The 21,222-nt window shown below is 72.5% G+C and carries 18 protein-coding genes and 1 pseudogene; 9 read left to right on the forward strand and 10 right to left on the reverse strand.

Annotated elements, in window-relative coordinates:
* Positions 1-176 precede the first annotated feature (176 nt).
* The 3 genes from ACH4F6_RS26265 to ACH4F6_RS26275 are packed head-to-tail and all read left to right on the forward strand — an operon-like array spanning position 177 to position 3,475.
* Complete coding sequence (locus ACH4F6_RS26265) at positions 177-1,304, forward strand: pectinesterase family protein (protein ID WP_397962789.1); 1,128 nt, start codon at positions 177-179, stop codon at positions 1,302-1,304.
* 1 nt (position 1,305) lies between these two features.
* Positions 1,306-2,331, forward strand: a complete 1,026-nt coding sequence (locus ACH4F6_RS26270) for a pectinesterase family protein (protein ID WP_397962790.1) — start codon at positions 1,306-1,308, stop codon at positions 2,329-2,331.
* The gene (locus tag ACH4F6_RS26275; RefSeq protein ID WP_397962791.1) at positions 2,318-3,475 is read left to right on the forward strand and encodes a dienelactone hydrolase family protein; all 1,158 of its coding nucleotides are present in this window, start codon (positions 2,318-2,320) and stop codon (positions 3,473-3,475) included. The genes ACH4F6_RS26270 and ACH4F6_RS26275 overlap by 14 nt, the downstream gene beginning before the upstream one ends.
* Positions 3,476-3,545: 70 nt before the next feature.
* On the opposite strand, the pseudogene ACH4F6_RS26280 reads toward ACH4F6_RS26275, so the two are convergent.
* A pseudogene (locus ACH4F6_RS26280) lies at positions 3,546-5,704 on the reverse strand (family 43 glycosylhydrolase).
* A 304-nt stretch (positions 5,705-6,008) separates the two neighbouring features.
* Here ACH4F6_RS26280 and ACH4F6_RS26285 point away from each other — a divergent pair.
* Positions 6,009-7,163: a right-handed parallel beta-helix repeat-containing protein gene (locus ACH4F6_RS26285; RefSeq protein ID WP_397962792.1), complete on the forward strand. Its 1,155-nt coding sequence runs from the start codon at positions 6,009-6,011 to the stop codon at positions 7,161-7,163.
* 88 nt (positions 7,164-7,251) lie between these two features.
* Here ACH4F6_RS26285 and ACH4F6_RS26290 read toward each other — a convergent pair whose 3' ends face one another.
* The 3 genes from ACH4F6_RS26290 to ACH4F6_RS26300 form a co-directional block, all read right to left on the reverse strand.
* Positions 7,252-8,082: a pectate lyase gene (locus ACH4F6_RS26290; RefSeq protein ID WP_397962793.1), complete on the reverse strand. Its 831-nt coding sequence runs from the start codon at positions 8,080-8,082 to the stop codon at positions 7,252-7,254.
* A 96-nt stretch (positions 8,083-8,178) separates the two neighbouring features.
* Positions 8,179-9,048 carry a hypothetical protein gene (locus tag ACH4F6_RS26295; RefSeq protein WP_397962794.1) on the reverse strand — a complete coding sequence of 290 codons (870 nt, stop codon included), beginning with the start codon at positions 9,046-9,048 and terminating at the stop codon, positions 8,179-8,181.
* Positions 9,045-9,614 (reverse strand): SigE family RNA polymerase sigma factor, encoded by a 570-nt coding sequence (locus ACH4F6_RS26300; RefSeq protein ID WP_397962795.1) that lies wholly within the window; start codon positions 9,612-9,614, stop codon positions 9,045-9,047. The genes ACH4F6_RS26295 and ACH4F6_RS26300 overlap by 4 nt, the downstream gene beginning before the upstream one ends.
* Before the next feature lie 281 nt (positions 9,615-9,895).
* Here ACH4F6_RS26300 and ACH4F6_RS26305 point away from each other — a divergent pair, with 281 nt between their 5' ends.
* Positions 9,896-11,347 carry an NCS2 family permease gene (locus ACH4F6_RS26305; protein WP_397962796.1) on the forward strand — a complete coding sequence of 484 codons (1,452 nt, stop codon included), beginning with the start codon at positions 9,896-9,898 and terminating at the stop codon, positions 11,345-11,347.
* 40 nt (positions 11,348-11,387) lie between these two features.
* On the opposite strand, the gene ACH4F6_RS26310 is transcribed toward ACH4F6_RS26305, so the two are convergent.
* The 3 genes from ACH4F6_RS26310 to ACH4F6_RS26320 all read right to left on the reverse strand — a co-directional run bounded on the left by ACH4F6_RS26310 (position 11,388) and on the right by ACH4F6_RS26320 (position 14,181).
* The gene (locus ACH4F6_RS26310; protein ID WP_397962797.1) at positions 11,388-12,836 is read right to left on the reverse strand and encodes a peptidoglycan D,D-transpeptidase FtsI family protein; all 1,449 of its coding nucleotides are present in this window, start codon (positions 12,834-12,836) and stop codon (positions 11,388-11,390) included.
* A gap of 79 nt (positions 12,837-12,915) precedes the next feature.
* Complete coding sequence (locus ACH4F6_RS26315; RefSeq protein WP_397962798.1) at positions 12,916-13,383, reverse strand: GNAT family N-acetyltransferase; 468 nt, start codon at positions 13,381-13,383, stop codon at positions 12,916-12,918.
* A 24-nt stretch (positions 13,384-13,407) separates the two neighbouring features.
* On the reverse strand, positions 13,408-14,181 hold the full coding sequence (locus ACH4F6_RS26320) for an IclR family transcriptional regulator (RefSeq protein WP_397962799.1): 774 nt from the start codon (positions 14,179-14,181) through the stop codon (positions 13,408-13,410).
* A 150-nt stretch (positions 14,182-14,331) separates the two neighbouring features.
* On the opposite strand from ACH4F6_RS26320, the gene ACH4F6_RS26325 reads away from it, so the two are divergent.
* From ACH4F6_RS26325 to ACH4F6_RS26340, 4 genes are all read left to right on the forward strand, one after another.
* Positions 14,332-15,861, forward strand: a complete 1,530-nt coding sequence (locus tag ACH4F6_RS26325; RefSeq protein ID WP_397962800.1) for an aldehyde dehydrogenase (NADP(+)) — start codon at positions 14,332-14,334, stop codon at positions 15,859-15,861.
* Positions 15,862-15,904: 43 nt separating this feature from the next.
* On the forward strand, positions 15,905-16,513 hold the full coding sequence (locus tag ACH4F6_RS26330) for a DUF1349 domain-containing protein (protein ID WP_397962801.1): 609 nt from the start codon (positions 15,905-15,907) through the stop codon (positions 16,511-16,513).
* Positions 16,514-16,624: 111 nt separating this feature from the next.
* Positions 16,625-17,341: a DsbA family oxidoreductase gene (locus ACH4F6_RS26335; RefSeq protein ID WP_397962802.1), complete on the forward strand. Its 717-nt coding sequence runs from the start codon at positions 16,625-16,627 to the stop codon at positions 17,339-17,341.
* 124 nt (positions 17,342-17,465) lie between these two features.
* Positions 17,466-18,536 carry an aminotransferase class V-fold PLP-dependent enzyme gene (locus ACH4F6_RS26340; protein WP_397962803.1) on the forward strand — a complete coding sequence of 357 codons (1,071 nt, stop codon included), beginning with the start codon at positions 17,466-17,468 and terminating at the stop codon, positions 18,534-18,536.
* Between the two features lie 67 nt (positions 18,537-18,603).
* On the opposite strand, the gene thpD is transcribed toward ACH4F6_RS26340, so the two are convergent.
* From thpD to ectB, 3 genes are read right to left on the reverse strand one after another with little or no spacing between them, the layout of a single operon-like run.
* Positions 18,604-19,518 (reverse strand): ectoine hydroxylase, encoded by a 915-nt coding sequence (gene thpD, locus ACH4F6_RS26345; protein WP_397962804.1) that lies wholly within the window; start codon positions 19,516-19,518, stop codon positions 18,604-18,606.
* Positions 19,519-19,524: 6 nt separating this feature from the next.
* Entirely contained in the window at positions 19,525-19,929 is a 405-nt protein-coding gene (locus tag ACH4F6_RS26350) for an ectoine synthase (protein ID WP_397962805.1), read from the reverse strand.
* A gap of 19 nt (positions 19,930-19,948) precedes the next feature.
* Positions 19,949-21,220, reverse strand: a complete 1,272-nt coding sequence (gene ectB, locus ACH4F6_RS26355; protein WP_397962806.1) for a diaminobutyrate--2-oxoglutarate transaminase — start codon at positions 21,218-21,220, stop codon at positions 19,949-19,951.
* Positions 21,221-21,222 lie beyond the last annotated feature (2 nt).

Genomic DNA, 21,222 nt, shown 5'->3' on the forward strand with positions numbered 1-21,222 from the left:
CGCGGGGGGGCGGGGGGCGCCCCCGGGCGGGGGGGGGGGGGGGGGGGGGGGGGGGGGGGCGGGGGGGGGGCGCGGGGGGGGGGGGGGGGCGGGGGCCCCCCCCCCGCCCCCCCCCCCCCCACCCCCGCACCCCGAGGCACCCCGCCTGACGAGCCGCACCGCTTAGGAGCACCCGCATGCCCTCGCCCCACCCCCGACTCCCCCTGTCCCGAAGGGGCTTCCTGACGGCGACCGCCGGCGCGGGCGCCGCGCTCGGCCTGCCGGCCGCCCCCGCCCGCGCGGGCACCCGCCGGCCCTTCGGCCGCTACGGCTCCCCGTCCGCCCGCCTCACCCCGCAGACCCTGTACGTCGACCCGCGGGGCCGCGGCGACCACACCTCCGTCCGGGACGCCGTGGCCGCCGCCACCGGCACCGGCCGGACCCTCGTCATCGCCCCCGGCACCTACCGCGAGACGGTCGCCGTCGACGTCACCCGCACCGAGGCGACCTGGATCGGCGCCTCCGAGGACCCGCGGGACGTGGTGATCGTGTACGACAACGCGGCCGGCACCCCCAAGCCCGGCGGCGGCACCTACGGCACCACCGGGTCGGCCACCACCACCGTGCAGGCCGACGGCTTCACCGCCCGCTGGATCACCTTCGCCAACGACTGGCTGCGCGCCGACCACCCGGACGTCACCGGCACCCAGGCCGTCGCCCTCAAGGTCCAGGGCGACCGGTCCGCCTTCCACCACTGCCGCTTCCTCGGCCACCAGGACACCCTGTACGCCGACTCGACGTCCCTCGGCGTCTTCGCCCGCCAGTACTTCTCCCGCTGCTACGCCGAGGGGGACGTCGACTTCGTCTTCGGCCGGGCCACCGCCGTCTTCGAGCACTGCCACTTCCACACCCTGACCCGCACCGACCTGGCCGCCGCCCCCTACGGCTTCGTCTTCGCCCCCTCCACCGCGGGCGCCAACCCGCGCGGCTACCTGGTGACCGGGAGCCGCGTCACGAGCGAGGCCCCGGACGCCTTCTACAAGCTGGCCCGCCCCTGGGTGCCCAGCTCCGACACCACCGCCCGCCCCATGCTCACCGTCCGCGACACCCACCTGGACGCCGGCATCGACGCGGCCGCCCCGTACACCGACATGTCGGCCTCCTTCCCCTGGCAGGAGCAGCGCTTCGCCGAGTACCGCAACACCGGACCGGGCGCGCGGATCACCGTCCCCGAGAACCGGCCCCAGCTCACCCGCGCGCAGGCCGCGTCGGCGACCCGCGAGACCCACCTCGGCGACTGGCAGCCCTGGAAGGAGGACTGCTGACATGCGCCGGCGCACCCTCCTCGCGGGCATCGCCGCCGGGACCCTGACGGTGGCGGCCCCCGCCCACGCGAACCCCCGCCGCGTCCTGCACGTGCGCCCCGGCGACTCCGTCCAGGCCGCCGTGGACGCCGTCGACGGCCCCGGCCGGACGATCGTCGTGCACCCCGGCACGTACCGCGAGGTCGTCTCCGTCCCCGCGGACAAGGCGGAGCTGACCCTGCGGGGCGCCTCGCGCGACCCCCGCGCCGCCGTCCTCGTCTTCGACCGCGCCAACGGCACGACGAAGCCCGACGGCACCACGTACGGCACGGCCGGCTCCGCCACCTTCACCTCCGCCGCCCCCGGCCTGACCGTCCGCGACCTCACCCTCGCCAACGACTGGCTGCGCGCCGACCACCCGGACGTCACCGGCACCCAGGCGGTGGCCGCGTACGTCACCGGCGACCGTTCCCACTTCGACAACGTGCGCTTCCTGGCCCACCAGGACACCCTCTTCGCGGACACCACCGCCCTGGACGCCTTCGACCGGCACTACTACCGCCGCTGCCACATCGAGGGCGACGTCGACTTCGTCTTCGGGCGGGCGCGGGCCGTCTTCGACGCCTGCCGTTTCCACACCCTCCCACGGGACGTCGCCTTCACCCCCAAGGGCATGGTCTTCGCCCCGGCCACCGCCCGCGCCAACCCCTACGGCTTCCTCGCCGTCCACGGCCGGATCACCTCCGGCGCCGAGGACGGGGCGTACAAGCTGGCCCGGCCCTGGGTGCCGTCGTACGAGACGACCGCCTGGCCCTCGCTGGTCGTCCGGAACACCTGGATCGGGCCCGGCGTCGACGCGGCCGCCCCGTACACCGACATGCGGGACGCCTACCCGTGGCAGACGATGCGGTTCCGGGAGCACGCCAACACCGGCCCCGGCGCGGCGGTCTCCCGGCCGGAGAACCGGCCGCAGCTCACGGCGGACGAGGCGGCCGCGCACACCCGGCGGACCTACCTCGGCGACTGGAGGCCGTATGAGCGCCCGTGACCGGCTGGGGCGCCGGGCGTTCGTGGCCGGCACGGGAGCGGCACTGCTGGCCGGGGGAGCGGCGGGCGGCGCGGAGGCGGCCGTGGTGGACGGCCCGCTCCCCGACTTCCACCCCGCCCTGAAGGACGCCCTGACCTTCCCGCTGGCCTGGGGGAACTCCCCGGTCCGCGACTTCGGCGCCTGGCGCCGGGCGGCCCGCGCCCAGGTCGAGAAGGCGCTGATCGTGGACCGCGAGGACACCACCCCCTACGCCCCCGAGTTCGGCGAGCGCCGCGAACAGGACGGCTACACGGCGGAGACGGTCACGCTCTCCCTCACCCGCCACGAACGGGTCCGCGCCGCCCTGCTCACCCCGCACGGCCCCGGCCCCTTCCCGGCCGTGCTGCTCCTGCACGACCACGGGGCGAAGTTCGACATCGGCAAGGAGAAGCTGGTCCGGCCCTGGTACGACGCCACGCGGCTCGCCTCCGCCGAGGCCTGGACGCAGAAGTACTTCAGCGGGCGCTTCGTCGGCGACGAACTGGCCCGGCGGGGATACGTGGTCCTGGCCGCCGACGCCCTCGGCTGGGGCGACCGCGGACCGCTCGCCTACGACCAGCAGCAGGCCCTGGCGAGCAACTTCTTCCACCTGGGCTCCTCCCTGGCCGGTCTCATGGCCCGCGAGGACGCCCGCGCCGCCGGTTTCCTCGCCCGGCTCGACCGGGTGGACCGGCGGCGGATCGCGGCCGTCGGCTTCTCCATGGGGGCCTTCCGAGCCTGGCAGACGGCGGCGCTCAGCGACGACGTCGCCGCCACGGCCGCCGTCTGCTGGATGACCGGGCTGAAGGAGATGATGGTCCCCGGCAACAACACCCTGCGCGGGCAGTCCGCCTACTGCATGCTCCATCCGGGACTGCCCCGCCACCTCGACTTCCCCGACGTGGCGAGCATCGCCGCCCCCCGGCCGATGCTCTTCTTCCACGGCGGCCTGGATCCGCTGTTCCCGGCCGACGGCGTCCGCGTGGCCCACGACAAGCTGCGCGCCGTCTGGCGCTCCCGCCGCGCCGAGGAGCGCCTGCACCTCAGGACGTGGCCCGACCTCGGCCATGTCTTCGTCGACCGCATGCAGGACGAGGTCTTCACCTGGCTGGACCGCGTCCTGTGACGTGCCCTGCGCGCACCGCACGACGCGAGAACGCCACCGCCCGCGGCGGGCCGCACGGCGCGAGGAGGAACTAGGCCGGCCGGCGCCCGACCGGCTCGATGCCCTCCAGGGTCGGCACCACCGGCTCGATCGTCCCGTCGGCGGCGAACCGCAGCCGGTCGACGGTGGTCTCCCGGTGCGTGCCGTCGCCGCCCGGCCGCCCCGGGCCGTCGAGGGCGAAGCGGTGGTAGACGACGTACCAGTCGTCGGTGCCGGGCACGTTCACCACACTGTGGTGGCCGGTGCCGAGGATGCCGTACTCGGGGCGCTTGGACAGGATCGTGCCCCGCTTCGTCCACGGGCCGAGCGGGGACGGTCCCGTCGCGTAGGCCACCCGGTAGTCCTCGCTGCGGGTGTCGTCCTCGGACCACATGTAGTAGTACGTGCCCTTCCGCTTGATCACGAAGGAGCCCTCGCGGAAGCCGTCCGGGGTGATGTCCCGCACCTCCGCCGCGTCGAACGACACCATGTCGTCGTGGAGCGGGACGGCGTACCCGTGGCCGTTGCCCCAGTAGAGGTACGCCTGCCCGTCGTCGTCCGTGAAGACCGCCGGGTCGATCATCTGGCCGCTCCAGGCCCCGTCCTTCGCGATCAGCGGCCTGCCCAGCGCGTCCGCGAACGGCCCCGCCGGGGAGTCCGCCACCGCCACGCCGATCTGCTGTTCGGCGCAGAAGTAGAAGTAGTACCTGCCGCCGCGCTCGGCGATCGCCGGGGCCCAGGCGTACCCGTCCGCCCAGTCGACGTCCGTCCCGAGGTCCAGGACGACCCCGTGGTCCTTCCAGTGGACGAGGTCCGTCGAGGAGTACGCCGTGAACCGTGTCCCTCCCCAGCCCGGGAAGCCGTCCGTCGTCGGGTGGATCCAGTACGCGCCGTCCAGGTGGTGCGCGTCCGGGTCGGCGTGGAGGCCGGGCAGCACGGGAGTGCGGGTCACCGCCGCCTCCACCGTCCAGGTGCGCCGCGTGCCGTCGGCGGCGGTCACGGTGTACGTCCGCGGGGTGCGGAAGTCGCGGGGGGTGCCCGGCGCGGGGCTCACCGCGGCCCCCTCGCCGACCCACAGCCTCGGCGCCAGCCGCGCCAGGTCGGCGCCGGGCTCCATCGGCAGCACGACCTTCGAGGCGCTCTCCGTGACGATCGCGTACCCCTTCTGGCCCTGCGCCGTCGCGTCCACCACGGAGGCGGGCGTCGCCGGATACGCGGCCAGCAGCCGGTCGTACTCCTCCCGCGTCACCGGCAGCACCGTGCCGTGCCGCGCGCCGGCGGGCAGCCGGTGGTCCGCGCACGGAGTCCACCGGCCGGAGTCCAGGTCGGTGGTCTCGAAGGGGACGTACCCGCGGCCGCCGTACTCGTCGACGAACAGGTACCACTCGTCCCCGGTGTTCGACCGGAAGACCACCGGGCCCTCGCCCCGCTCCAGCGCACCGCTGCCGACGCAGTCCGCGACGAACTCGTACGCGGTCGACGTCAGGCTCGTCGACTTCTCCACGGTGATGAACTTCGCGCACGGAGAGGAGGACGCCGGATCCCGCTCGTCCTTGGTGTACCGGTAGTAGGTGTCCCCGTGCCGCACCACCGTCGAGTCGATGACCGAGTGGCCCGGGTCGTGCCAGACCTGCGGCTCGCCGAAGGTGCGGAAGTCCTTCGTGGTCGCGTACAGCATCCTGTTGTACGCCGGTCCCGAGTGGTCCGGGTCGTCGTCGGCGTACAGCCTGGACGCCCAGAAGACGACGTACGCGCCGAGGCCGTCGTCCCAGTGGGCCTCGGGGGCCCAGGCGTTGCCGGCGTTGCCGGGGGCGACCCGCACCAGGCGCCGGTCGGTCCAGCGGACCAGGTCGGCGGAGTCCCACACCACGATCGACTTGCTGCCGTGCCGCTGGACCTCGTCCCAGCCGCCGCTGCTGTCACGGTGCATCCGCAGGTCGGTGGCGAGCAGGTGGAACCGGTCGCCCTCGGGGGAGCGGACCAGGAACGGGTCGCGCAGGCCCTTCTCCCCGACGGCGGAGGTCAGGACCGGCCGCCCGCCGTCGAGCTCCCGCCAGTGCAGGGGGTCGTCGCCGCGGCTGAGGGCGTAGCGGATCTGCTCGCCGTCGGCGGTGCCCTCGCCGGTGAAGTAGGCGAAGAGGTAGCCGGCGTACGTCGGGTGTGTCACAGGGGTGCTCCGGTGGTCGCGGTACGGGGCGGTGAGGCCGGCAGGGGCAGGAGTGGGGGAGGGCGGGGGCCGGGAGCGTGCCGGCGCCTGGGGCGCCTGGGCGCGTCTGGCGCTTCCTGTGCGAGTGTGGGGGATTCTGTCGGACGGGCTGCCCCGGGGAGTCTCACCAGCGCGGGCCGGGGACGTCAATCGCCGGGGGCGGGGCGGGAGGGGAGCGAAAGTTTCGCTCCCTTTCGCCGGGCGCCCGGCAACCCTTTCCGGCCACGGCGGCGACTGGTGTGCGCGGACGGGCCGGGGCGGCTGCTCCGGCCCGCCTCCTCCCATGTCCCCTCAGGAAAGGAACGCCCCGTGCGCTTGAGCACCGGACGCCACCGCAGGACGCGCATCCTCTCGATCGCCGCCTCGGTGGCCGTCGCCGCGGGGGCGGGCGGCGTCTGCCTCGGCCTGGCCGACGACGGCGCGCAGGCCGCGTCGACGACGGTGACCGTCTCCACCACCGCGCAGCTGGAGTCGGCCGTGCGCAGCGCCGTCGCCGGCACGGTCATCCAGGTGCGCGGCGGCACCTACTACCCGGCGGCCACCCTGAAGTCGACGGCCAGCGGCACCTCCTCGAGCCGGATCACGCTCCAGGCGTACGGCGGCGAGAAGGTGAAGATCGACGGGTCGAAGCTGGCCGCCGGTTCCTGGCTCGCGGGGATCTACGGCAGCTACTGGACCGTGCAGAACCTGACCTTCCAGAACGCGCCGGCCCAGGGGTTCGTGGTGACCTCCTCCACCGGGGGCGTCTTCAAGAACCTCGTCACCGCGGACAACGGCGACTCCGGGTTCACCCTGCGCGGCGACAACACCGTGAACAACCTCGTCCAGAACCTCGACAGCCACAGCAACTACGACGCCGCCGGGCACGGCCAGAACGCGGACGGGATCGCCGTCAAGTTCGGGTCGGGGAGCGGCAACCGGATCACCGGCGCCCGCCTGTACGACAACTCCGACGACGGCCTCGACCTGTGGCAGTTCTCCACGCCGGTCACCATCGAGCACTCGTGGGCCTTCGGCAACGGCGAGAACCGGTGGAACGACGCCGCGTTCGAGGGCAACGGCAACGGGTTCAAGCTGGGCGGCGGGGGCGTCGCGGTGGCGCACGTCGTCCACGACAACGCGGCCTGGGACAACACCCTCAACGGCTTCACCGAGAACTCCAACACGGGCGCGATCGTGCTCCACCGGAACACGGCGTACGCGAACGCCCGGGCGGGGTTCTCCTTCGCCACGGGCAAGGCCCGGCTGGCCCGCAACCTCGCGGTGAGCGACGAGGGCGGACCGTCCGAGCTGGGCGCGTCGACCGTCTCGGCCGCGAACAACTGGGACAGCGGGGTGGCGACGCCCTCGTTCAGGTCGACGGACGCGACCACCGCGTACGGCGCCCGGGCGGCGGACGGTTCGCTGCCGGCGACGACGTTCCTGACCACGGGCTCGACGACCGTCGGCGCCACGATGGACTAGCGGCCCGACACGGAGGACGCCCCCGCCGACGGGCGACGGCGGGGGCGTCCCACCGGCCGGAGAGGGGCTCAGGCCGGTGACTCCGAGATCACTTGTAGGTGATGTCGGACGAGGAGAACTTGCAGGTGGTGCCGTCGGCGCCGGTGCCGATCTCGGTCGGCTCCTTGCCGGTGTTGTTGCCCTTGAAGCGGACGCACGTCTTGGTCTTCTTCTTGCTGTCGCCCTGGATGCGGATCTTCGACAGCGTGGCGGTGTCGCCGTAGTTGGCGTTCACGCCGACGATCGCCTTCAGGGGCGCGACGACGTCGATGTCGCTCAGCACGATCGTGCGCTTGTACTGCGTCTTGCAGTTGCCGCAGCTGCGGACCAGCTTGCCGGAGTTCTCGACCCGGAAGCCGGTCACGGTCAGCTTGCCCGCGCCGTTGAACTGCAGGACCTTGTCGTCGGCGTTCTTCGCGCCGCCGCCGATGACCTTGTACTGGGCCGAGGAGGACGTGCCCTTGAAGCTGGCCGCGTCCTCGCCGACGTCCAGCCACCACACGTTCTGCAGCGTGCAGGAGCCCTTGCAGTGCACGCCGTCCGCCGCCGGCGTGCCGATGATCACGTTCTTCAGGACGGCGCCGTCGGCGAGCTCGAAGATCGGGTCCTGGCCCTCGTCCTGGCCGCTGCCGCCCAGGTCGCCGGAGCCGACGTACTTCGTCAGCTTGCCGTCGTAGGTCCCCGAGACCTTGATCGTCGACGAGACGGACTTGCTGCCGGTGGCCGTCGGCCAGGTGGACGCGGCCCCCGCGGACGACAGCATCGTCGTGGTGACGATCGCCGCGCCGGACAGCGCGAAGGCGGCGGATCCGGCGATCAGCGCCCGTCGCCTGGTGACCTTGCGACGGTGCCGGGCGCGCGGTTCTGCTGGTGCAGTCATGTACCGATTCCTCAAGTGGGTGGTGACTCTTGCGTCTGGTGGTCGCCACCGGCGGGGAAAGGGTTGCCGCGTCCGCGGAATTTTTTCGCCCGGCTCCTACGAGTCGCCCTCGTCGTCGTCATGCGCCGCGAAGTCGCCGCCGACCAGGCCCTCTTCGCCGTCCCACGCGGCGCTGACGGTGTACGTGTCGTCCTTGGCGTCCCGGCCGCCGCGGTCGTGGTCGTACTGCCCGGCGAACACCCACTCGCCCTTCGGGACGGTACGGCCCTCCTTGAGCACCCAGGTGTAGACGAGGAAGCCGTCCCGCTCGGCGACCGTGAGGGCGAAGTCGTCCTCGGGCGGCGAGCGCCAGGCGCCCGTCGAGGACACCCCGCCGGTCTGAGCGATCCTCAACTGCACGGTCAGCGCCGTGAGCTGCTCGGACGTCTTGATCGTGACGTTGCTCTGCGCCCAGAAGTCGTTGCTGTGCGGGTCCACCGAACCGTCCGACCACAACGGGCCGTTCTCGGTGTCGTCGGTGGCCGGCAGCAGGTCGGCCGCGGGCGTCCCGGACGGCGACGCCTTCGCCGTCTTCGACGGGGGGCTGCTCGGCTCGTCCGGTTCCCGCTCCCCGCCGCCGCTGCTCGGCGTGACCTCGGGGGAGGCCGGCGGGCGGCTCGTGGCCTGCGGGGATTCGACCGGCGCCGGCGAGACGGAGACCGTCTGCCGCGCCGGGGGCTCGTCCTTCACCGCGGACGCCACCGCGTAGCCGCCGACCGCGAGCATGCCCGCGACCGCGGCCGTGGCGCTCACGATCCGCGCCCAGCCCCACAGGGGCGGGCGCGTCGCCCGGTGATCGGTGCGCTCCTGTCCCGCCATGCCGCGCTCGATCCGGGCGAGCATCCGCTCGCGGTTCGGCTGGTGCGCGTCGGCCGCCTCGTGCAGCCGGGCGCGCAGCTCGTCGTGCACGTCCCGCTGCATCGTCATCGGTCCCTTCCTCCGGTCCCACCGGTACGCGCCGCCATCACGGCGTGCATCTTTCGCGGAGCTCCTTGTGCGCCGAGCAGTTTCTGCAACTCGGCCATCCCCTTGGAGGTCTGGCTCTTCACCGTACCCACCGACACCCCGAGGGCGAGCGCGGTGTCCTTCTCCGACAGGTCGAAGGCGTGCCGGAGCACCACGCAGGCCCGTTTGCGGAAGGGAAGTCTACGCAGCGCCGACTGCACGTCCACCACGCCCGCCACATCGGGGTTCTCCGTCTTCTCCTCGCGCTGCTGCCAGAACAGGGAGATCCTGCGGCGCTCCCGGACGGCGCTGCGGATGCGGGTGCGGGCCAGGTTGGCGACGACGCCGCGCGCGTACGCCACCGGGTGGTCGGCCGCGCGCACCCGGTCCCAGCGGTGCCACAGGGCCAGCAGCGCGTCCGCCGCCAGGTCGTCGGCCGCGTCCGCCTCGCCGGTCAGCAGGTGGGCGAGGCGGGACAGTTCGGCGTAGTGGCGTTCGAAGAAGGCATGGAACTCCACCGAGGCGGCGTCGTCGACGACTGTGCCCACGGGCGACCTCTTCTCGATGACTTCCGGCACCCCGTGGGGGCGCCTCGCTGTGCGTGTCATGTGAATGACATAGGGATGTCCCGAGAGGGCCGGGACGAGATCCGGAAGCGTAGCAGTGACCTACCAACCGGTTTGGTACGGGGGTTCGAACACCGTATGGCAGGACGAACACCGTCCGAGCCCATTTCCGTAACACGGCGAAAACCTGCGGGGGGTTCGACGAGGGAACAATCCAGCCAGCATCCGCGCACCGATCCACCGGGCCACGAGGAGTGTCCGCCATGTCCGCAACGCAGAGGGCGACCGACCGGCCGAGTCCCCCGTCCCCGGGGGCGAACAGGGTCGACCGGTTCTTCAGGATCTCCGAACGGGGGTCGACGTTCGGCCGTGAGATACGCGGCGGCTTCGCCACGTTCTTCACGATGGCCTACATCCTCGTCCTGAACCCCCTCATCCTGGGCAGCGCCGAGGACAAGTTCGGCGAGTCCCTCGACCCCGTCCGGCTCACCACCGCCACCGCCCTGGTGGCCGCCGTCATGACGGTCGTCATGGGCGTCGCCGGCCATCTGCCCCTCGCGCTCGCCGCGGGTCTCGGCCTCAACGCCGTCGTCGCCTTCCAGATCGCCCCGCTGATGAGCTGGGACGACGCGATGGGCCTGATCGTGCTGGAGGGCCTGCTCATCTGCGTGCTCGTGGTGACCGGCCTGCGCGAGGCCGTCATGCACGCCGTCCCGCAGCCGCTCAAGCAGGCGATCGGCGTCGGCATCGGTCTGTTCATCGCCTTCATCGGCTTCGTCGACGCCGGCTTCGTCAGCCGCGTCCCCGACGCCGCGCACACCACCGTTCCGGTGCAGCTCGGCGGTTCCGGCACCCTCACCGGCTGGCCGATGCTCGTCTTCTGCCTCGGCGTGCTGCTGACGATCGGGCTGCTCGCCCGCAAGGTCAAGGGCGCGATCCTGATCAGCATCGTGCTGATGACGCTCCTCGCGCTCGTCGTCAACTCGCTCGCGGACGTCGAGTCCTGGGGCCTGACCACGCCCGAGTGGCCCGAAAAGCTCGTCGGCGCACCCGACTTCGGGCTGCTCGGCCACTTCAGCCTGTTCGGCGCGTTCGGCCAGGTCACCGTCGTCACGGTCGTCCTGCTCGTCTTCACGCTGATCCTGTCCGACTTCTTCGACACCATGGGCACCGTCGTCGGCGTCAGCGCGGAGGCCGGCCTCCTCGACGAGGACGGCAAGGTGCCCCACCTGGGCCGCGTGCTGCTCATCGACGGCGCGGCGGCGGTGGCCGGCGGAGCGGCCTCGTCCTCCTCCGCGACCTCCTACATCGAGTCGGCGGCCGGCGTCGGCGAGGGCTCCCGCACCGGCTTCTCCAACCTGGTCACCGGCGGACTCTTCGCCCTCGCCCTGTTCCTGACGCCGCTGCTCACCATCGTCCCGCTCCAGGCGGCGGCCCCCGCGCTGGTCGCCGTCGGCTTCCTGATGATGACCCGGGTCAGGTCCATCGACTGGGACACGTACGAGGTCGCCGTCCCCGCCTTTCTGACGATCGCCGTGATGCCGTTCACCTACTCCATCACCAACGGCATCGGCGCGGGCTTCCTCGCCCACGTGCTGATCAAGACGGTGCTGGGCAGGGCGAAGGAGGTCCACTGGCTGCTGTGGGGGGCCTCGGCGCTGTTCGTGGTGTACTTCGCGATCGACCCGATCGAGCAGGCGCTGGGCGTGAAGTAGCCGTCCGGGCGAGGTGCGTCCCGGCGCCCCGGGGCGCACCTCAGCTCTTCAGCGCCGCCTCCATCACCGCCCTGGCCACCGGTGCCGCCAGCCCGTTGCCGCTGACCTCCGAGCGCGCCGCGTCCGACTGCTCCACCACCACCGCCACGGCGACCTCCTCGCCGCCGGCCTCGCCGTAGGACGTGAACCAGGCGTACGGCGTCTCGCTGTTGTTCTCGCCGTGCTGGGCGGTGCCGGTCTTGCCGCCGACGGTGACGCCGTCGATCAGCGCGTTCGTCCCGGTGCCCTGCTCGACGACCGTCCGCATCGCCGACCGCAGCTGCTCGGCGGTGCGGGAGCTGACGACCTGCGTGGTCGACGCCTCGTCGTCGTAGTCCGCCAGGACGCCGCCGCCGTCGGTGATCTGCGAGACCATGTGCGGCGAGACCAGCTTGCCGTCGTTGGCCATGACCGCGGAGACCATGGCCATCTGGAGGGGCGTCGCGGTCACGTCGTACTGGCCGATGCCGGTCAGGGCGGTCGACGACTCGTCCATGCCGGTCGGGTACACGCTCGGGTAGGCCCGCACCGGGACGTCCTGCGTCTCGTCGTCGAACCCGAACCTGTCCGCCGTCGCCTTCACCTCGTCCTGCCCGAGCCGGACGGCCATGCGCGCGAAGACGTTGTTGCAGGAGTACTGGAGGGCGACCCGGATCGAGGCGTCCTCGCACGGCGCGGACGTGTTCTCGTTGCGCAGGACCGTGGTCGTGCCCGGCAGCGTGTAGGGGTCCGGGCTGTCCGTCCTCTCGTCCACGGACGCGTACAGCCCGTTCTCCAGCGCGGCGGCCGCCACCACCAGTTTGAACGTGGAGCCCGGCGGCAGCGGCTGCCGCAGCGCGCGGTTGGTGAGCGGCTCGTCCGGGTCGGCGGTGAGCTTCTTCCAGGCCGTTCCGGCGGTGTCGGCGTCGGTGAGCGACGACGGGTCGTACGACGGTGTCGACACGACGGCGAGGATCCGGCCGGTCGCCGGGTCGATCGCGACGGCCGCGCCCTTCTTGCCGCCGAGCGCGTCGTGGGCCGCCTTCTGCACGTCCGGGTCGATCGTCGTGACCACGTCACCCGGGTCGGCCCGCTTGCCGGTGACCGTGTCCGTCACGGTCCGCAGCCGGTCGTCCGTGCCGTTGAGCAGGTCGGCGTAGACGCCCTCCAGCTGGGTGGGGGCGTAGCTCTGCGAGGCGTAGCCCGTGACCGCCGCGTACAGCTCGCCGTCCGTGTACGTGCGCCGGTACCTCAGGTCGCCGTCCGTCGTGGCCGCCGAGCCGGTGATCGCCCGGCCGGCCACGATGATGTTCCCGAGCGGCTCCGCGTACGTCTCGATCGCGTTGCGCCGGTTGTCCTGGTCGTCCGCCAGCGCCCGGCCCTCGTAGAACTGCACCCAGGTCGCCCGGACCAGCAGGGCGAACACCAGCAGCAGCGCGAAGACCGAGGCGCGCCTGATCGTCTTGTTCATCGCGGTCGGATGACGAACGGGCGGAAGGGGATCGTTCCCCACCGCCGGTTTTCTCATCGTACGTTCATACGGCGCACGGTCACGCGTCCAGTTTGAGGACGAGCTCCGCCGTCTCCTCGCCGCGCGCGTGCGCGAAGCCCGAGGCGTGGGCCGTGACGCGGAAGCCGCACTTCTCGAGCACCCTGAGGGAGCCGGCGTTGTCGGCCGCCGTCCGCGCGTACAGCGGGCGCTCGGGGACCTCGGCCAGCAGCGCGCGCAGCGCCGCCGTCGCGATGCCCCTGCCCCAGTGGGCGCGGTCGACCCAGTACGTCACCTCGCGCTCGCCCGGCTCCCCGTACACCGCCGCGTGCCCGACGACGTCCCCGTCGCCCAGGACCGTGCGGACCAGGGAGGCGGACCTGATCCGTTTCCAGCGGTCGTCGAACTCCGACCGGTCGGACGGGTCCTCCGGGGTGAACGCGGCCATCCGCAGGGCCTCGGGGTCGTTCATCTGCCGGTAGAACACCGGCAGATCACTGTCGTGGACGGGACGCAGGTCGATCCGCATGCCCCGAGCCTACGTCGGCGCGCCTCAGAGCCGGCGCGTCGCCAGCGTCAGCCGGTCGCGCGCGTCGAACAGCGCGTCCTTCACCATCTGCTCGTGCGCCGGGGTCAGCCGGGCCACCGGCACCGAGCAGCTGATCGCGTCCCGCGCCGGGGTGCGGTACGGGATCGCCACCCCGAAGCAGCGAAGGCCCAGCGTGTTCTCCTCGCGGTCCACGGCGAAGCCCTGCTCGCGCACCTGGTGCAGCTCCTCGATGAGCTTCTCGCGGTCGGTGATCGTGTGCTCGGTGAGCGCGGGCAGGGTCTCCGGGAGCATCTTGCGGACCTGCTCGTCTGTGCAGGTGCTCAGCAGCGCCTTGCCGAGGGAGGTCGAGTGGGCCGGGAGGCGGCGGCCGACGCGGGTGAAGGGGCGCAGGTAGTGCTGGGACTGCCGGGTGGCGAGGTAGACGACGTTGGTGCCGTCCAGACGGGCCAGGTGGATGGTCTCGGTGGTGTCGTCCGAGAGCCGGTCCAGCGTCGGACGGGCGGCCGCGACCACCTCGTCGCCGTCGATGTAGGAGGTGCCGACCAGCAGGGCCCGCACGCCGATGCCGTAGCGGGTGCCGGTCGCGTCGGTCTCCACCCAGCCCAGCTCCACGAGCGTGCGCAGCAGCATGTAGAGGCTGGACTTGGGATAGCCGACGGCCTCCTGGACCGACGCGAGGGAGTGCATGCCGGGGCTGCCGGCGAAGTATTCCAGCAGTTCAACCGTCCGCACCGCGGACTTGACCTGGGCCCCGCCCCCCGTCTCGCCAGCCGACATCGCCCTTGACCCCTTCGTTCGACGGGAAATAGTCTCCAACAGCATATTCACCATCAGAGACAGCGTTCAGTATATCGAACGAGCCTGGTGGCGGCGTACGGACGCGGCATTGCGCATAGGGCATGCGGCAACAAACGTGGAGGGACCGCGGTGGCAGCAGCACCAGTCTGGAGTGTCGACCCCCGAACCGGGAAGCAGCGGGAACAGGTTGCGGTGGAGGCCACGGCCCAGGAGGTGGACGCCGTCGTCCGCGCCGCGCACACCACGCGCGACGCCCTCGCCGACCGCACCGTCCGCGCGGCCTTCCTGCGCACCGCCGCCGACCGCCTCGAGGCGGCCAAGGAGCAGCTGGTCGAGGTCGCCGACGCCGAGACCGCCCTCGGCCCGGTCCGGCTGACCGGCGAGCTCGCCCGCACCTGCTACCAGCTGCGCGCGTTCGCCGGCATCGTCGACGAGGGCGCCTTCCTCGACGTCGTCATCAACCACCCCGACGACACCGCCACCCCGCCGGTCCCCGACCTGCGCCGCTACAAGGTGCCGCTGGGCGTGGTCGCCGTCTACTCGGCCTCCAACTTCCCCTTCGCCTTCTCCGTCGCCGGCGGCGACACCGCGAGCGCGCTGGCCGCGGGCTGCCCGGTCGTCGTCAAGGCCCACCCCGACCACCCGGCCCTGTCCGAGCTGGTCGCCCACGTCCTGCGGTCCGCGGCCGCCGAGCACGGCATCGACCAGGCCGTGGTGGGCCTGGTCCACGGCTTCGAGGCGGGCGTCGAGCTCATCAAGCACCCGCTGGTCGCCGCGGCCGGCTTCACCGGGTCCGTCCGGGGCGGCCGGGCGCTGTTCGATGCGGCGGCGGCCCGGCCGGTGCCGATCCCGTTCCACGGCGAACTGGGCTCGCTCAACCCCGTCGTCGTGACGGAGGCGGCGGCCGCCGAGCGCGCCGAGGAGATCGGCGCGGGGCTCGCCGGGTCGATGACCCTGGGCGTCGGGCAGTTCTGCGTGAAGCCGGGGCTCGTGCTGGTGCCGTCCGGCGCCGCCGGCGACGGGCTGGTCAAGTCGCTGACGGACGCCGTCAGCGACACGGACGCGGGCGTGCTGCTCGACCACCGCATGCGGGACAACTTCATCGCGGGCGTCGCCGAGCGCACGCGGCTGCCGGAGGTCGACTCGCCGGTGACGCCGGGCGCGGGCGGGGAGCACACCGTCAGCGCCGGGTTCCTCACCGTGCCGGCGGCCCGGCTGGCGGACGAGGGCGAGCACGACCTGCTCCTCGAGGAGTGCTTCGGGCCGGTCACCGTGGTGGCCCGCTACGCCTCCGACAGCGAGGTCAAGGCCGTCCTCTCGCGCCTGCCGGGGAACCTCACGGCCACGGTCCAGCTGTCCGGCGAGGAAGCGGCCGGCGAGGGCCGCGGCGCCGAGATCCTCGCGGAGCTCACGCCGCTCGCGGGACGCGTGCTGGTCAACGGCTGGCCGACGGGGGTCGCCGTCGCGCCGGCCCAGCACCACGGCGGGCCGTACCCGGCCACGACGTCCACGTCGACCTCCGTGGGCGGGACGGCGATCGAGCGGTGGCTGCGTCCGGTGGTCTACCAGGCCGCCCCCGAGGCGCTGCTGCCGCCCGAGCTGCGGGACGACAACCCGCTCGGCCTGCCCCGGCGCTTCAACAACCACCTCGAGCGCTGACCCCGGAACCGTACGCGACGAAGGAGACCGGAAGACCCCGAGGATGGACGTCGAACTCCCCGAACTCCCCTTTCCCCTGCGCACCTACGGCCCCGACGGGAACTGGTCCTACGAGGACGGTGTCCTCACCGGATGGGCCGGCCCCCGGCAGGACCGGTTCGTGCCGCCCACCGGGGAGGCCCTGGACCCCGCCTCCGACGCGCCCCGGCTGCTCGGGGCGCCCGAGGGGGACTTCCAGCTCATCGCCCGGGTCACCGTGGGGTTCAACGGCGCCTTCGACGCGGGGGTGCTGTACGTCCACGTCGGGCAGCGGGCCTGGGCCAAGCTGTGCCTGGAGTACTCCCCGGACGTGCCCATCGTCTGCACGGTGGTCACCCGGGGACACTCCGACGACGCCAACTCCTTCACCGTGGAAGGCAGTTCCGTCTGGCTGCGGGTGAGCCGGACCGGGCGGGCCTTCGCCTTCCACGCCTCCCGGGACGGCGAGCGCTGGACCTTCGTGCGGCTGTTCACGCTGGGGGAGGAGAAGGAGACGGGCGCGGCCCTGGTCGGCTTCATGGCGCAGGCGCCGCTGGGGGAGGGGTGCGTCGTCACCTACGACCACCTGGAGTTCCGCCCCAGCTGGCCGGACGAACTGCGTGACGGGAGCTGAGCGCGGGGAGCGGGGAATGGCCCAGGCTGTTTGAACGTTCATGCACTCGGCGGAGGAAGCCTCCGTGCGGAGGACGTCTCCGTACCCGTACGACCTGGAGAGAGCCGAGACATGCGCGTCGAGATCTGGAGCGACATCGCCTGCCCCTGGTGCTACGTGGGCAAGGCCCGCTTCGAGAAGGCGCTCGAGGCCTTCCCGCACCGCGACGAGGTCGAGGTGGTGCACCGCTCCTTCGAGCTCGACCCCGGCCGCGCCAAGGGCGACGTCCAGCCGGTGATCACGATGCTCACCCGGAAGTACGGCATGAGCGAGGCCCAGGCCCGGGCCGGCGAGGAGAACCTCCGCGCCCAGGCCGCCGCCGAGGGCCTGGACTACCGCACCCGGGGCCGCGACCACGGCAACACCTTCGACATGCACCGGCTCCTGCACTTCGCCAAGGAGCACGGCCGGCAGGACGAGCTGATCCAGATCCTGTACCGGGCCAACTTCGCCGACGAGCGGTCCGTCTTCACCGAGGGCGACGAGCGCCTGGTGGAGCTGGCCGGGGAGGCAGGACTCGACGCGGAGGCCGCCCGCGCGGTGCTCGCCGACGCGTCCGCGTACGCCGACGACGTCCGCGCCGACGAACGGGAGGCCGCCCAGCTCGGCGCCAACGGCGTGCCGTTCTTCGTCCTGGACCGCACGTACGGCGTCTCCGGCGCCCAGCCCGCCGAGGTCTTCGCGCGGGCGCTGACCCAGGCCTGGGGCGAGCGCTCGCCGCTCACCCTGATCGACCAGGGCGACGCCGAGGCGTGTGGGCCGGACGGGTGCGCGGTCCCGCGGCACTGAACGCGGGCTCCGGCGGCGGGCGGGCACGGAAGCGCAGGCGGAGGCGCACGCATAAGCGTTCCTTGGGGACACCGCGTAGAAATGCGCAATGGACTGCGACTTCCGCGGGCCCCACAGTGGAGCCATGGAGACCACGGAGCACACGGAGACCTTCGAGAGCCTCGTCCGCGCCGAGTTCGCCCCGGAGAACACCTACCTCAACACCGCGAGCAACGGCCTGCTGCCGGCCCGCACGGTGACCGCCCTGCACCGGGCGGTGCGGATGCGGGCCGAGGGCGTGCCGCTGGGCCCGCTGTACGAGGACGTGGAGGCCGCCCGCGCCTCGTTCGCCCGGCTGGCCGGGGTGCCCGTCGCACGGGTGGCGACCGGGGCCTCGGTCGCCGAGTACGGCGGTCTGATCGCCGCCGCGCTGCCCGCCGGAGCCGGAGTCCTCACCGCCGAGGGCGACTTCTCCTCCCTGGTGAACCCGTTCCACATGCGTGCCGACCTCGAGGTGCGGGCCGTCCCGCTGGAGCGGATCGCCGAGTCCGTCCGCCCCGGCACCGCGCTCGTCGCGGTCAGCGCGGCCCAGTCCGCGGACGGCCGCCTCGTCGACCTCGCCGCGGTGCGGGAGGCGGCCCGGTCCCACGGGGCGCGCCTGTACGTCGACGCCTCCCAGTCGGCCGGCTGGCTGCCGTTCACCGCCGGCGCGGACGACTTCGTCGCCGCCGTCGGCTTCAAGTGGCTCCTCGGCCCGCACGGGGCCGCCTTCTTCGTCGTGCCGGAGGACCTCGGCGGACTGACACCGCTGCTGGCCGGCTGGGCCGCGGGGGAGGAGCCCTGGGCCAGCTGCTACGGCCCCGTCACCGAACTCGCCCGCTCCGCACGGCGGTTCGACATCAGCCCCAGCCTGTTCACGTACGCCGGGCTGCGCGCCTCCCTGGACCTGCTGGAGGAGCTGGGCGTGGACCGCGTCCACGCCCACGACACGGCCCTCGCCGAGCGGCTGCGGGCCGGACTCGCGGAGCTCGGCCACGCACCCGTGTCCGCCCCCGGCTCCGCGATCGTCTCGGTGCCCGGACTCGGCCACCGGCAGCCCGAGCTGGACAAGGCCGGCATCCAGGTCTCCGACCGCGCGGGCAACCTGCGCGCCGCCTTCCACCTGTACAACACCCCGCAGGACGTCGACCGCCTGCTGGACGTGCTCTCCGGCTGAGCGCACGGGACCGGGCCGGGCCCCCCGTCCCACCTGAGGGGGCCCGGCCCGGGGTCCTGGAGGGCGCCTACCTCACCGGCGTGAAGTCCCGCGCCCCGATGAACTCCGGCCGGCGCACCGGCGCCGCGAACGGCTCCAGCGCCGTGTTCTCCACGCTGTTGAACACGATGAAGACGTTGCTGCGCGGGAACGGCGTGATGTTGTCGCCGGAGCCGTGCATGCAGTTGCAGTCGAACCAGGTCGCCGAGCCGGCCCGGCCCGTGAACAGCTTGATGCCGTACGTGGACGCCATCTCGGTCAGCGCCTCGTCGGAGGGCGTGCCCGCGTCCTGCATCCGCAGCGACTTCTTGTAGTTGTCCTTCGGGGTGGCGCCGGCGCAGCCGAGGAACGTCTTGTGCGAACCCGGCATGATCATGAGCCCGCCGTTGGTGTCGTGGTTCTCGGTGAGCGCGATCGAGACCGACACCGTGCGCATCCGGGGCAGCCCGTCCTCGGCGTGCCAGGTCTCGAAGTCCGAGTGCCAGTAGAAGCCGGAGGCGCCGAAGCCCGGCTTGACGTTGATCCGCGACTGGTGGACGTACACGTCGGAGCCGAGGATCTGGCGGGCCCGGCCGACGACCCGCTCGTCCCGCACGAGCCGCGCGAACACCTCGCTGATCCGGTGCACCTCGAAGACGGACCGGATCTCCCGGGACGCCGGCTCGACGACGGACCGCTCGTCGGCCCGGACCGCCGGATCGTTCACCAGGCGGTCCAGTTCCCGCCGGTAGACGGCGACCTCGTCGTCCGTGAGCAGCCGGTCGACGGTGGTGAAGCCGTCACGCTCGAACGACTGGAGGTCGAGCGGCTCGAACGGGCCGGGCGCGTCGGGGGCGCCCCAGACGACGGGGTCCTGGCGGGGCCGGGTCACCTCGGTGGCGCCGCGGCTGGGGTAGAGGTCGGGGAAGGCGGTCGCGGCGGGTGCGGTCAGGCGGGTGGCCATGGGTCCTCACACCTCCTCGGGCTCGGTGAGCAGGGGGTAGACGCCGTTCTCGTCGTGGTCCTCCCGTCCGGTCACGGGCGGGTTGAACACGCAGATGCAGCGGAAGTCCTCCTCGACGCGCAGCGTGTGCCGCTCGTGCCCGTCGAGGAGGTACACGGTCCCGGGCGTGATGGCGTGGGTCAGCCCGGTCTCGTGGTCGGTCAGTTCGGCCTCGCCCTCGACGCAGACGACGGCCTCGATGTGGTTCGCGTACCACATCGACGTCTCGGTGCCGGCGTAGAGGATCGTCTCGTGGAGGGAGAAGCCGACCCCCTCCCGGGCGAGGACGACGCGCTTGCTCTCCCAGGTGCCGGACGCGGCCTTCACGTGCCGGTCGGTGCCTTCGATGTCCTTGAACGAGCGGACGATCACGGTGGTGCACTTCCTCCGGTCAGACGGTTTCTCGGACGGCCCGGGCGAGGACGTCCAGGCCCTCGTCGAGCTCTTCGGGGGTGACGGTGAGGGCCGGCAGCAGTTTGACGACCTCGCTCTCGGGGCCGGACGTCTCGACCAGCAGCCCGAGTTCGAAGGCGCGCCGCGCCACCCGGCCGGCGCGCCCCTTGTCGTGGAACTCCAGGCCCCACACCAGGCCGCGGCCCCGGTACTCCTTGACGTCGGCGAGGTTCTCCTCGGTGATGGCGATGAGCCCCCGCTCGACCTGCTCGCCGCGGGTGCGGGTCTGCTTCTCCATGGCGGAGCCGTCGGCCCAGTACGTCTCGAGGGCGGCGGTGGCGGTGACGAAGGCCGGGTTGTTGCCGCGGAAGGTGCCGTTGTGCTCGCCCGGCTCCCACACGTCCAGCTCGGGCTTGAACAGGCACAGCGACATGGGCAGTCCGTAGCCGCTGATGGACTTGGACACGGTGACGACGTCGGGGACGATCCCGGCCTCCTCGAAGGAGAAGAACGCCCCGGTGCGGCCGCACCCCATCTGGATGTCGTCGACGATCAGCAGCATGTCCTGCCGCTCGCACAGCCCGGCCAGCGCCCGCAGCCACTCCGGGCGGGCGACGTTGATGCCGCCCTCGCCCTGCACGGTCTCGACGATCACGGCGGCGGGCTTGTTCAGCCCGGACCCCTGGTCCTCGAGCAGTCGCTCGAACCAGAGGAAGTCGGGGACCGTGCCGTCGAAGTAGTTGTCGAACGGCATCGGCGTGCCGTGCACGAGCGGGATGCCCGCGCCGGCCCGCTTGAAGGCGTTGCCGGTGACGGCCAGCGAGCCCAGCGACATCCCGTGGAAGGCGTTGGTGAACGACACGATCGCCTCGCGCCCCTTCACCTTCCGCGCCAGCTTCAGCGCCGACTCCACGGCGTTGGTGCCGGTCGGGCCCGGGAACATGACCTTGTACGGCAGGTCGCGGGGCCGCAGCACCAGGTCCTGGAAGGTCTGGAGGAAGGACCGTTTGGCGACGGTGGACATGTCGAGCCCGTGGGTGACGCCGTCGCGCAGCAGATAGTCGATCAGCGCCCGTTTCAGCACGGGGTTGTTGTGGCCGTAGTTGAGCGACCCGGCGCCGGCGAAGAAGTCGAGGTACCGGTTGCCGTCCTCGTCCTCCATGCGGCTGCCCCGGGCACGGTCGAAGACGACGGGCCAGCCGCGGCAGTAGCTGCGCACCTCGGACTCGACGGTCTCGAAGACGCTGAGGTCGGGCTGGGTGATGGTCACGG

Origin of the sequence: Streptomyces sp. NPDC017936 (assembly GCF_044328485.1) — a bacterium.
Classification (GTDB): Bacteria; Actinomycetota; Actinomycetes; order Streptomycetales; family Streptomycetaceae; genus Streptomyces.